This window comes from Pseudomonas sp. JR33AA (assembly GCF_021378985.1).
In the GTDB taxonomy this organism is placed as follows: Bacteria; Pseudomonadota; Gammaproteobacteria; order Pseudomonadales; family Pseudomonadaceae; genus Aquipseudomonas; species Aquipseudomonas alloputida.
Map to the genome: position 1 here is coordinate 162,591 of NZ_JAJSAW010000003.1, position 11,826 is coordinate 174,416.

An 11,826-nucleotide genomic window follows, 5' to 3' on the forward strand; every position below is an offset into this window, starting at 1 on the left:
CCTTGTGCCTTTCCTTTACCGAAGGGGTTGGTCATCTGCGACCACTCGAGCCTGGCATCCAGTGCCATGAACAACTCGGGTAGTGGCGTTCGCCAAGCTACATCGGGTTGCCAGCCAAGCCAGCCAGTTGCGATCGAGTAAAGCCGGTCGACGTAACTACCGTCTTCGATGACGCTTACGCCGTCCCGGCTTGTTCGTTTCCCGAATCTTTGCCGCGCGGGTTGTACAGCGCGACTAGGTAGGCGTTCAGCTGTGTCGACGCATCGAGAACGCCGTGCTGCCAGACTTGCTCTGGCACTGCCTTGGCGGCCTTCTCGTCGAGGCCGGCACCGGCCACCAAAATGGCGGCGCAACCGTCGATGCTGAGTGCGTTGATCGCCTGGGAAGCACCGCGCAGGCCGCCAAAACGGCTCTCGATCGCCCGCACAGCCTTCAGGGTTGGGGTAAGGGTGAACTCTTCATCACCCAACTTGACGGTAACGGTACCGTGCAGCGTGTTGTTCATGGTTCGGGTCCTGTGAGACCGGGGCCGAAGCCCCGGCCGCTTATGGGGTGACTGGGGCCGGAAGCAGCTCGAGGATTTCCGAGTTGATGCCAAAGGTGACATTGCGGCGTACCACGTTGTCAGCCGCGCCTGGGGCAACTGTGTTGTTCATCACCTTCGCGCGATAATAGAACGTGGTCGGACTGATCGCCGGTGAGGCATCAGGGTCGCCGTCGTTCAGGGTGACCTTGATATTGTAATCACCCTTGCTGCGATCCTTGTGGGCGGTCTTGACGGCGTTCTGGCCAGCGTCACCGTTGTCCAGGCCCACAGTAAAGGTCATGTCACCGGCGTCAGCCGTGCCCTTGTACTTGCGCACGCGGCCATCCTCCAGCGAGACAAAGGTCACGCTGCTGAAGGTGTCGCCGAATTCGCCGAGGTCTTCGATTTCACCAACACGCACGTAGGTGTCGGACTCGTACTCGGCTTTGGTGGTTGCGCCGGTTTTGCCGCCAATGAAGAGGCGGCAGCCAGCGGCTGTATTGAGGTTGTCTTCTGCGGGCATGGGTGATCCTCCAAAGCCACGTTGGATAGAAGCCGCAGCGCGGCCAGTGGGTGATTCAGTGGGTGGTGATCACGCGGACGGTGATCGAGCCCTGGTAAGTGATGCCATCCGCATCGCGCTGAGCATCGGCCTGCTCGACCCGGACGGATACCGCGCGGCCCACTTCCAGCGGGAGGCGGCGCTCGTCCAAAGCGGCGATGACTTCGCCGTTGATCCGCTTGACCTCGGCCTGGCCAACGGCATCGGACCAGACTGACAGGTACAGCAACCGCGTTTCGCGCTTACGGCCCGAGATCGGGCTGCTGTTGACCGAGACCTCGCGGTCGATTGATACGTACGGCATGTCAGCGTTCAGCGGTGCGCCGTCGTAGATCGGGCAGCTGACCTCAGCCTGGAGTCTGGCGAAGATGGCCTCCTGCAGGGCCAGTGATGGATCAGCCATTGCCTACCCCCTGGCTTGCCTTACGCAGCGTGCGCCGGACGGCTTCCTCAAGATCCGCCATGACGAACTCGCGGTTGACGTCCAGAGACGGGCGCAGCCACGGGTGTGCGGGCCTGGCGGGTATGTCAGGATATTTGCCGAAGAAGTGCTGCCCGTCGGACTTGTTCTTCGTGTCGCGCTGGCGGAACGAGTTGCGTCGCCCTTTCAATTGCGACTTGTCGCGGTTGTTAGTGTGAACGCCCCCGACCGCGTCTCGGTCTGCTCTCCGGTACATGCTGCCGGAATAGCCCTTGGTGCCGTACTCGAGGAACCGCAGGTAGAAGAATCGTCGGTTGTCCCGCTTTCCCCTGATACCAACCTGGGCATCCAGCCCGCTGGGTGAGACGTAGACCTTCAAGGCCGCCGAGGCAGCACCGGTGTCTTTCGGGATCAGTTGCTGCTGGGTGGCCAGCACCCGAGCGGCGGACTTGGCCATGGCCGGTTGCAGCTCGTTGTCCATGGTCTTGTGGATGTTGCGCAGCGTCCGGCGCAGCCGGATGTCGCCACGAATGCTGGACCGACGCGCCATGGCCTACTCCTTGGCCTGGACAGCCTTCGCTGGCTTCTCGGCCTTTTCGACGACCTCTTCGGCATAGCCTCGGGCGATGAGGCCATCACCATAGGGCTTTTCAACCTCGAATACCTCGCCCTTTTCACGCTCACCACATGCGCCCGTAAGCGGGCCCAGTGCTCGAATCTTCATAGTTCACCTTATGGGTTGGGTACCGATGAGCAAAGCAGCCTCATCAACGTGTTCTCGTTGTCCGGTAAAACAGCCTCGACCTGGTAGGTGACCCCGCGCCTCGTGAGTCGTGACCCCGCCACAATGTCGGCTCGCGGCCTACCGATGATTTCAGCGGTGACTACAGCACTAAGCTTTTCAGCAACTGCCGTTACGCGCCCAGTAGGGGTGCGGACTTCGCCCCACATTTCAGGGCGAACTGCAGGCAGCCACGTCACTGTGGCCCCTCCGGACTTATTGCGCTCCTCATGTCGGTGGGTCACCTCGAACCTGTGACGTAGCGGCCCGGCCCTCATACGCCCCACCCGACACGGTGCGGGGTCAGAAGCGCCTTCGAACCTTGCGGCAGTTCGGTGGCGATGGTCCCGATCACTACGTCCTCACGGTTTGCGTAAAGGTGTCCGAGGATAAGCAGGCAGGCAGCCTTGATCTGCTTGTTGCAGACAATGGGGGAGTCACCGGCATCCCCGGCGGCGACTGCGTCATCCAGCGCCTGCTGGTCGACGTAAAAGCGACGGTTCAGGTAGTCCATCGCCTGCCCTTCAGCAGCCTCGATCAGGAGCTCCAGGTACTCGTCATCATCGTCAGGGTCTCTCAGGTGATGACGGGCTGTGGTCAAACTGATCACCGGCATGTCTTCACTCCTTCAGCGGTTCGAGCGATGCCAACTTACGCTGCACAAGCTCCTCTGCGTGCCGGCGTGGCACCACATAGGCTGGACCGCCCCGGCGGCGCAGCTCGCCCTCATCCATGTAGGACCGCATCGGGTAGATCTGAAGAGTCACTGGATTTGGGTTAGCAGCAACCAGACCTGCAGCTGGCTGGTCGGTATCGTCGCCAGCCTCGATCACCGTCGGCCCGCTCTGGCCTTCACCTACCGATGCCCCCGCTTCCGTAGCGGGAGCTCCGGCACTGGCGCCCAGGTCGCCTACGGCGCCGCCCGATCCGCCCCCCGATTCTACTGGTGCTTCCGGCGGTGTCTGCTCTGCGCCCGATCCTGAATCAGTTGCGGGAGCGCCCGCCTCTCCAGGATTTGGCGAGGCGGCTTCACCAAGCGAAAGGGACAACGCTCCATCTTGAGGCTGGCTGCCGCTCGATTCAGTGGTCGAGGAAGGATCCTTCGGCTCAAACGCAGACTCTGGTTTTTCCTGTTTACGTGCCATGGGAATACTCCTGTAGGGCGCCATTGCTGACGCCACATTACGGAAGAGTTAAGGCGTGCCGGTCAGCTGGCCGGTCACGAAGGCCTCTTCGCGGTAAATGGCGAAGGCCAGACGCTCTTCAGCACGGATTGTCGCCATGTTCTTCTCGAAGTCGTCGCTGTTCTCGGTCGAGATCAATACTTCGATTTCCATCCGGTCGAAGATCTGCGCGCCGAGCTTGAATGCGCCGACGAGGAAGTCGTCTTGGGTCATGGCCTGGGTAGAAACCACAGGACGATTCCAGAGTTTCGGGTTGGTGCCTTCCTGAGGCTGGCCGATGATGTAGCGGCCTTCCCCGTCCTTGGTCAGCTCAATAGCGGCCCAATCGATCGGGTTGAGCACGATGCCGTCAGATGGGAATTCGGCCAGTTCGGCCTGCAGCAGCGCCAGGCGCAAGCGGTCAATGCGCTGCTCGCCCACTACGGCTACGCCAGCCGGGGCTGCGTACAGTTGAGCAACGGTCATAAGGCCTTGCAGGTTCACGCCGGTGCCATTGCCATAAAGCAGTTGAGCTTCTTCCGCCATGTTGAGGCCATAGCGTGCACGACCGTCGATATAGCTCTGGAGTGCCTTGGCATCATCCAGCATCTGGCGGCTGGCTTTGAACAAGTGGGCGATGGTCCGCACGTTCGCAGTGGCCAGACCGAACGTCAGGTCGGAATACGGCTTGGCCGTGGTCTCCGCCACAGTACGGGCGTTGTTGGTGAAGCCGGTTTCACGCACGTACTCGATGGAGTTCGATTCGGTGGTGCCCGGTGCAACCAGGTCGCGTACAGTCAGTCGGCGTTGAGGCGGGGCAATGATCCCTGGCAGCCGCTGAGTCTGCACCAGGTCACCACCGGTTGCTGTGGTGATGGCCGCGCGCGGCACGGAAACACGACGAGAGCCGCGGAAGGACGAGTTCATGTCCTTCATTTCTTCGCTTTCGATCACGAGGGCGCCTACCGATTTCTGCGGCTCCTCCTGATGATTGCGATCCCGACTTGCGTTCACGAGCTTTTGCTCGGCCTCGCCGAGTCGCGCCTGAAGCTCGCCCTGCTTGGTCAGCAGTTCATCGACCTTGGCGCGGGTTTCGGCATTCATTTCACCGGAAGCCTTAATTTGCTTCTCGGTCGCCTCGGCCTGGCTTTTGATCTGATCGCCAATGCCCTTGAGGCTGGCATTCAGTTCCTTGACTTGGGCTTCAAAGTCCATGGTCACTTTCCTTTCAGAGAATTGAGGAGATTGGTTGCCGCGCTCAGAGAGGCGGAGAGGTCTGGCGCGACAGCGCGGGGCTTATCGGGTGGGGCAGCGTTATGCGTACCCCCGCCGACAGCGCGAGGCATGCCGGACTTGAAATTGGCGAACAGTTCGCGGCGCTCCGATCGAGTCATCCCCCCCTTGGCCAGGGCGACATCCATGGCCTTGAGCGCATTGTTCTGGGCGGCGTCTTCGGTTTCGCGTTCGGTGACTTCGCTGGAAGACAACAACCCAGTGGCCAGGCCAAGTTCCACGGCGCGCTTGCCACGGATATAGGTTTCGTCGTCCATCAGCTCGGCCATGTCCTCCGCCGACTGCCCACTCGTCTCGGCATAGAGGTCGGCCATCGCCGCATCGAACTCCTCCATGTCATTGGCTATGTCGCGGAGGTAGTTGCGATTGCCTGCGAGCCAAGTCCAGCAGTTGTGGATCATGAGGAAGGCGCTGGTGGCCACCTCTCGCTTCTTCCCAGCGAGGAAAACGATCGAAGCAGCGCTGGCGGCCATGCCGAGCACCTTGGTGGTGACCTGATGGCTGTGCTCTTGCAGGCGGTTGTAAATGGCAATGCCTTCGAACATGTCGCCGCCTGGCGAGTTGATATAGACGGTCACATCTCGCTCACCGATGGCGCGCAGCGCGGCATCGATCCGCTTCAGCGTCACGCCCTCCCCGTACCAGTCTTCGCCAATCACGCCGTACACGGTGATGGTGTCAGAGGTATTCTCAACGGCCGCCTGGATCGCGGGATTCCATTTATCGAGCGCACGCGGGCTCATCTCGCTGCGCAGGCCGCGAGACTGGATCTTGTGTTTCATGGATTACTCCCGAGATTTACTTTTCCGGCTGTTGTAGCCAGTTCATCAGTGCGGCCCTTGCGGCCTGCCCATCGTCTTGCTTGCCCAGTTGGTCCAGCGGGACCAGGTTCGATTGCACGGTCAGTACATCGCCACCTGGCATGCTTGGAAGGTTCTCTTTCCGCCGCCCCTCGTTTCGAGTCAGGTAGCCGTTCTGCCCCATCGTGCTGAGGTAGGCCGCACGGCCCGCGCTATCCGCACGCAGGAATGCTTCAAGCGAGTACTCGGCATAGAACTTGATCCGGTCAACGGCCGTCATGCACCACTTGTTCACGCATTGCTCGATTGGCGCCGTGAAGGACATGATGCAGTACGTGAGAAACGCAATCTGCTGCTGCTCCAGGCCGGTGCCCCAGTTGCTGCCCTTGTCGGTCTTCATCACCATCCAAGGTGGGACGCCGAACCAGCGGCAGATTTCCTCGATGCTGTGCCCTCTCGACTCCAGCAGCTGCGCATCAGCAGGGTTGATGCCGATCATTTCAGGCTTCACACCTTGCTCAAGCACAGGGCTCTTGCCGGCATTCAACGCCCCGGAGATCGTCTTCACGTACTCGCGAAACTCGACGCGCTGAGCCGGGTTGAGCGTCTTGTCTACCGAGAACGCGACCGTCGGCATCATGCCGTTGCGGAAGGTGCTGTTCGCAGCATCGTCTGCAGACATCGCTGAACCGAACACATCCGCGCCGTACCGAATAGCAGAAAGGCCGACTCGGCCATCTAGGGTGAAGGCTGGGATGTGCAGCATGTCCTGCCGCTGGATCTCTCGGCGGGCTCCCTTTCGGGGCCTGAAGAAATACCTGAGCCGTCCATCGTCGTCGAACTCAGGGTCAACTCTCGACGGCATCAGGAAGTCCAGGGCGATGACGCGCCCAGCAGAGCGATGGATCTCGCAGTAGGCGTTGCCCCACAGCAGCATCGAGGCGACGACTGCCTGCCAGAAATGGAAGGCAGCCATGTCTTCGTTGGGGCTGTTGTGCACAACGTCATACAGCGGGAAGTCGCGGGCACTCTCTCGGCTACCATCGGGCATCCGCCGGTAAATACTCAACGGCAAGCCGGCTACCGAAGTCGAGATGATGCGGACGCATGCCCACACGGTGGACAGGCGCATGGCCTTGTCGACGCTGACTGACTTACCACTACTGGACTGGGCTCCGTTAAAGGCACTCCAGAAACCTCCATCCGACAGCTTGATAGTCTTGCCCAGCCACTCACTCATACTGGCTGAAGGCTTGGCAGCAGCAGCGCCCAATGCCTGGGATAGGGTTTTAATCACTGATAAGCCCTCTGCGGATGAAGCCAGCGATGCAGAAGAAGCTCAGCGATCCGGCCAGCAAAGCCCAGCCGGTACCAGCTAGCATCCAGACCCCGCTGCATGCCAAGCAGAAAGCGACCACTGCGCAGGCGATGAAAATATGAAATGCGTTCATGCGATCAGTGGGTCCCGAATGCCAGCCATGAAATTGTCCATTCCGCCCTTGCCCTCTGGATTCAGGCTCAGCAGCGAAACGGCGTTGAATGTAGCCATCAGCGGGTCAATCTTTGCGGTGCCCGATGCTTGCTTGGTGATCAAGAAGGCGTTGGCTGAAGGCACGCCCTTGGCATTTCCGCAGGACCAGGCCATGAGCGGCTGACCACAATGGAGCAGCGTGCCCTCGGCAAGCTTGCGTTCCGTCGTTTTGATTGCGCCGGTGAGTTTCCAGCCTTGAGAGATACCCACTATTTTGTCTTCCTCAACGCCAGCATCCGCAAGCGCGTCGAGTACTGCGCCGATGCCGGCGGGATCGAGGCCAACCTTATCGAGTAGCCCGGTGCCATTAACACGGGCCACGATGGCCGCAAATTGCTCAACGTCATCACCGATGCGCTCCACAATGGTGATATCGCCAGCCTTCTCCAGGTCTCTCAAGCGTGGTGCTTCTGACTTGCGGCGTTCCAGAACCGAAGGATGCGCCCAGGCGTGAGCCCAGTGGAACCACCTGCGGCTTCCCGTCTCCCGCCCCATAACAGCAAGACCGAGCAGGTCATCAAGACCGCCGCCATCCCCGCCGACATCAATGACCTCGCATCGAGTGAGGATTTCGTCGAGGCTCAGCCACGCTGAAGCCTGCGCCTCCCAAAACTCAGCCCCGACCCAAGCGTCGGACATCAGCGCAAGGCCAATCTCGATGTTGAGGTGCTTGGCTAGAAAGCCGCGCAACTCAGCCTCGCCGTCCAGCTCGGCCTGCATAAACAGGCGCTCAAGCGTAGGTCGGTCGACTGAGTAGTCGATGTTCGGATTGACCAGGTGGAAGTTCTCAGGCTTCCTCGCCTCGCCGCTCTTGATCATCTCTTGAGAGAACTCATAGATGATCGGCAGGAACCGGTTGTCATCGATCCGGCCATCACGCACGCCGCGCGCATAGTTGAGCTTGGAACGGAACACGCCAGCCGGCGGCTCGTTCGACTGGGTCGTCAACCAGATAATGAAGCCTTCGGGTCGCGACAGCAGACCGCCAGTGGCCTCGCGGATCATGTCAGCGGCTTTGGGGTTCTTGCCGAACAGCCAGGCCTCATCGATGAGGACGCCGACCGCCTTCTTGCCGCCAACCACGTCGCTATCCGCAGCCACCACCTTCAAGGTGGCGCCGGTCTCGCGATGAGTGATCAGCCGCAGGTGCGGCTGGACATGCAGCAGCGCTTTCAGCTCATCGTCATTGTTGACCATGTCCTTGGCCGGGATGAACGAGTTATCGGCAATCTCCTTGGTCGGCGCCAAGATGATGAATTCAGCCGAAAGACGCCAGTTGCGGATCAGCGCCGTCAGCATGATCCCTGCAGCGATCGTAGATTTACTGTTTTTCTTGGGAATGCACAGCATCACTTCCCGGATGAGGCGCTCGCCGGTCTCGCTGTTGTAGCTGCCGAAGATGGCCCCGGCGAACGCCAAGACCCAAGGTGCGCAGGCGGCCTCAATGGTGGGGCTGCCCGGGGCATCGACGATCTTCAGCCCCTTGAACACATCGAGGCCGGCTTCAGCTTCGTCTGGAAACAGCGGCTCAGGGATGATTGATTCGCCCGCAGCCAGGCACCTCCACCAATCCGGGCAGGCCGTTGTCCATTGCATAAGTCAATTCTTCACTACGGAGAGGGGTGGCTTGCCTTGGGAGTACTTGCCTTTACCGACCTGTTTGGCGGCCTCGGCCTTCTGCTCTTTCTTGCCCTGGTCGGCGACCTTGCCGTGTACATAAGGCATTAGCGTCTTGGCCGCTTCCAGTCGCATACGCATGTCGGCGCCTTCGGCGTTCATCAGCTCAGTAAGGAAGGCTCGCGGGTCGTCGGTCTCTGTGAGAGATACCTCGCCGGGCTGCTCGAATTCCGGCTGTTCAGCTTTAACTTTTCGCGCAGGTTTAACTTCGGTGCTGTTTGCCTGCTTTTGCTTCAGGCGTCGCCCGACCTCTGCGAGCACGTCGGGATCCTTGGCTAGCTTGGAGCCCGCTTGCGACGCGGTCTTCTCGGAATATCTGGCAGCAATCGCCGCCTCACGATTTGTGGCCCCCGACAGCAAAGCGTCAACAAACCGCCGCTTCTTGTCGGTTAAAGCCATGGTTAACTTTTCCTGAAACGGGAAAAAATGTGTACGTGGGGTCGGTGGCGGTCTAGCTAAATGAGAATCCCAAGCTTTTGCCCCCCTACCCCTTTCGCGGCACGTCACTGGCGTGCCTCTTGATCACCGCATTGAGTTTCGGCGATCCACTGACGTGTCAGCCACCCAGGCCAGCCGCCTCCTCGGCCTGCTTGACGGAGTCGTGGCAAGGCTTGCAGAGGCTCTGCCAGTTGGTCTGATCCCAGAAGAGAACCATGTCTCCACGGTGAGCAACGATGTGGTCGACAACCCTGGCCGCAGTTGTGCGGCCGTTCCGCTCGCAGTAGACGCATAGCGGGTTGTCATTGAGGTACTGCTCCCGCGCCTTCTGCCACTTGTAGTCGTAACCACGCTGGGAGCTGGTCATTCCGCTACGCCAGCTGCCGGGCGTCACCGCCTTGATCCTTGAGCCTGTGCTCTCCTTGATGCGAGAACCGAGTGTCTTGAGCCTGGCCATCAGCCGTCGACCTTCCGTTCCGCCCAGCGCCTGCCAAGCTGGCGAGCCTGCTCAACGCCAAGCACGCCGACAAAGCCAGCGGTGGCGAACGACCAAGCGATGCTGAGGCCGAATTCCTTCACGGTCAGACCGACCACCATCACGATCAACGCGCCAAGAGTGGCCTCAATCAGCTGCCGGACTGGGCGAGTTTCTTGGCCATCGTATTGAATACGCAACCAGGTCAGGGCGAATGTCAGGCCCATCGCCAGGCCGTTCTCTCTTAGGGCTGTTAGTACAAGCACCCAGAAGGATGGGTCTTTCTCTGGCATATGGGCCATCTCGGTTCCTCCCGTTGCGGGGAGCACAAATGAAAAAGCCCTGACAATTGCCAGGGCTTGTTGGTGAAACTAGGTACCGCTAGTAAATTTTCTGAATCTCGACGCCCTTCGGCACTAAAGTCCCTTGGCTGAAGTCTTGGCTGTAGGTGACCAGCACGTCAGCTACGATCTCGGACTCAGTTTTAGCTTTAGCGGTATCGGCATCATCAGCAAAAGTCATCCGGAGCCTTTTCTCAGCAGATATGGTCGGTAGCACGACCCACCAGCCGGTGTCTTCCTTATCGCGATCAAGCGCCCTGATTGAGACGGGAACCCGCTCGTAAGCCAGCACCTGGTCCTTAACTTTGAAATCCGGAGCCTGCGGAGTGTCACGCGCCATTTCGACGGAAACGTTCAACTCCGCGCCCTTGTCACCCGCGTATAGGGTTCCGCCGTTCTCAGTACCGGCTGGGGCAATGAAGTTCATGGCAGCAGCAACTGCTTTTTTCTTGTCTTTGGACAAAGCCGCGTCGATCGCTTTCTTCAGCTGGTCTTCCGAGACAGAAAGGGCGTCGGCGCCGATGTTAATGATCGTATTGTTGTTGGCTTGGATCGATGGAGTATTACCACCAGTGAAGCTGTCGTAGGCCGCAACCGCTCCTACAGCCACCATGGTCAAGGCGGCCGCTACCACACCAGCACAAGCCACATACCGCAGCCCCGTCCCCATCTTCGTCCCCTGAAGCCATACCTTGAATTTTTCCTTCTCTGCCTCTGTCAGGAACATCAAGAGGCATTCGAAGTTTTCTTTGAGGCTACCTGTCTCAATCCGCTCGACCTTAAGCTCGACACCGTCGATTTTCGCGCCGCTGAGCTCAGTGAAGAATCTTGGTAACGATTTCGCCAGCTTATCTAGGCCATCAAGGGACTTGATGATTTCAGGGATAGGTACAGGCGTCTTGGTATCAAAGTAGAACGCGAGCGGTAAAGAGACAACGATATCGTTCACAGCAGACTCCTTTCTCAGTGCGAAAGGACTCTACATTTCCAGACATCATTTTGCTATCAGCTTGACCACGAAAAAGCCCAGCACTATGGCTGGGCTTCTTGGGTCAGTCCTCAACGTGCGCAGGAATGACAGGATGGAGATAATTTCGCTCAGTCGCTCACTGATGTCAACAGGCAATCATGCAGCCTCTTTATTCAGCAGACCTTCGGCCTCCAATATCACCCGCACCTCTGCCAGCGCGTCGTCGATCATCCCGTCGAGCTTCTCGTTAATCTCAAGCCTCCAGCGACGGCGCGTCGACTCCGGCGTGGCATCGAGATCCCAGGTATTCATGTCATAGAAGCTGTCCGGCAGGATGATCACATCCTCTTCGAGCGCTTCGACACGCTTCTTGGCTGCCTTGCCGGCAGCCACGGCAGCAACCACAGTGACTGCAACACGCCAAGCCGATGCGTCCAGCGGGATCTCGACCGAGACAGGCTGCGGCGCTTTCCGGCGTGTGCCCTTGAGCTTTGGGATGGCCCAGGCTGTCACTGCCTTGTAGATGAACAGTGCCGGTGCCGGGCTCGCGATCAGTGGTCGGATCAGCGTGATCGCCTGCACCTTTTTCGCCTTATTGGTGCTGTATTTTGCTACCAGGGCATCCCAGTGCCGCCCCTTGAGCATGTGATGCAAGCGCGCCGACAGCCAGTAATCGACCTGGGTGCGATCGATGCCGTCCGACCGCCCACCCAGTGAGGCCAAGCACCCACCCTCCTCTTCAGCCGATTTGTACAGCTTCTGCCAAGCCTGGGCCTTCGCCGAACCCTTCTCGCCCGCCGCCAGAGCGGCAACGACTGCACCCGAAACGCTGCTGTAAACCATGGTCT

General features: G+C 59.6%; 17 protein-coding genes. All 17 read right to left on the reverse strand.

From position 1 onward, the window contains the following. Positions 1–175 precede the first annotated feature (175 nt). Positions 176–505, reverse strand: a complete 330-nt coding sequence (locus LVS58_RS06845) for a hypothetical protein (protein WP_233690421.1) — start codon at positions 503–505, stop codon at positions 176–178. Positions 506–545: 40 nt separating this feature from the next. After that, positions 546–1,049 (reverse strand): phage tail protein, encoded by a 504-nt coding sequence (locus LVS58_RS06850; RefSeq protein WP_233690422.1) that lies wholly within the window; start codon positions 1,047–1,049, stop codon positions 546–548. A 55-nt stretch (positions 1,050–1,104) separates the two neighbouring features. Then, entirely contained in the window at positions 1,105–1,491 is a 387-nt protein-coding gene (locus LVS58_RS06855) for a DUF3168 domain-containing protein (RefSeq protein ID WP_014591175.1), read from the reverse strand. Further along, on the reverse strand, positions 1,484–2,059 hold the full coding sequence (locus tag LVS58_RS06860) for an HK97-gp10 family putative phage morphogenesis protein (RefSeq protein WP_233690423.1): 576 nt from the start codon (positions 2,057–2,059) through the stop codon (positions 1,484–1,486). Before LVS58_RS06860 ends, LVS58_RS06855 begins: the two co-directional genes overlap by 8 nt. Positions 2,060–2,062: 3 nt before the next feature. Next, complete coding sequence (locus tag LVS58_RS06865) at positions 2,063–2,233, reverse strand: hypothetical protein (protein ID WP_233690424.1); 171 nt, start codon at positions 2,231–2,233, stop codon at positions 2,063–2,065. Between the two features lie 8 nt (positions 2,234–2,241). Then, positions 2,242–2,568 carry a phage head closure protein gene (locus LVS58_RS06870; protein ID WP_233690425.1) on the reverse strand — a complete coding sequence of 109 codons (327 nt, stop codon included), beginning with the start codon at positions 2,566–2,568 and terminating at the stop codon, positions 2,242–2,244. Beyond that, positions 2,565–2,906 (reverse strand): head-tail connector protein, encoded by a 342-nt coding sequence (locus LVS58_RS06875; RefSeq protein ID WP_233690426.1) that lies wholly within the window; start codon positions 2,904–2,906, stop codon positions 2,565–2,567. Before LVS58_RS06875 ends, LVS58_RS06870 begins: the two co-directional genes overlap by 4 nt. 4 nt (positions 2,907–2,910) lie before the next feature. After that, a complete protein-coding gene (locus LVS58_RS06880; RefSeq protein ID WP_233690427.1) occupies positions 2,911–3,435 on the reverse strand; it encodes a hypothetical protein in 525 nt (174 codons plus the stop codon). 48 nt (positions 3,436–3,483) lie between these two features. Further along, positions 3,484–4,668, reverse strand: a complete 1,185-nt coding sequence (locus LVS58_RS06885; RefSeq protein WP_233690428.1) for a phage major capsid protein — start codon at positions 4,666–4,668, stop codon at positions 3,484–3,486. 2 nt (positions 4,669–4,670) lie between these two features. Then, entirely contained in the window at positions 4,671–5,528 is an 858-nt protein-coding gene (locus LVS58_RS06890; protein WP_233690429.1) for a head maturation protease, ClpP-related, read from the reverse strand. A 16-nt stretch (positions 5,529–5,544) separates the two neighbouring features. Beyond that, positions 5,545–6,843, reverse strand: coding sequence for a phage portal protein (locus tag LVS58_RS06895; protein ID WP_233690430.1), 1,299 nt, complete (start codon positions 6,841–6,843; stop codon positions 5,545–5,547). A gap of 150 nt (positions 6,844–6,993) precedes the next feature. Next, on the reverse strand, positions 6,994–8,673 hold the full coding sequence (locus tag LVS58_RS06900) for a terminase large subunit (protein WP_233690431.1): 1,680 nt from the start codon (positions 8,671–8,673) through the stop codon (positions 6,994–6,996). Positions 8,674–8,676: 3 nt separating this feature from the next. Beyond that, on the reverse strand, positions 8,677–9,153 hold the full coding sequence (locus LVS58_RS06905; RefSeq protein ID WP_233690432.1) for a terminase small subunit: 477 nt from the start codon (positions 9,151–9,153) through the stop codon (positions 8,677–8,679). A 157-nt stretch (positions 9,154–9,310) separates the two neighbouring features. Next, positions 9,311–9,649, reverse strand: coding sequence for an HNH endonuclease (locus tag LVS58_RS06910; RefSeq protein WP_088512195.1), 339 nt, complete (start codon positions 9,647–9,649; stop codon positions 9,311–9,313). Beyond that, entirely contained in the window at positions 9,649–9,969 is a 321-nt protein-coding gene (locus LVS58_RS06915; protein WP_088512196.1) for a phage holin family protein, read from the reverse strand. Before LVS58_RS06915 ends, LVS58_RS06910 begins: the two co-directional genes overlap by 1 nt. Before the next feature lie 79 nt (positions 9,970–10,048). Beyond that, on the reverse strand, positions 10,049–10,957 hold the full coding sequence (locus LVS58_RS06920; RefSeq protein WP_088512197.1) for a hypothetical protein: 909 nt from the start codon (positions 10,955–10,957) through the stop codon (positions 10,049–10,051). Between the two features lie 177 nt (positions 10,958–11,134). Further along, on the reverse strand, positions 11,135–11,821 hold the full coding sequence (locus LVS58_RS06925; protein WP_088512198.1) for a hypothetical protein: 687 nt from the start codon (positions 11,819–11,821) through the stop codon (positions 11,135–11,137). Positions 11,822–11,826 lie beyond the last annotated feature (5 nt).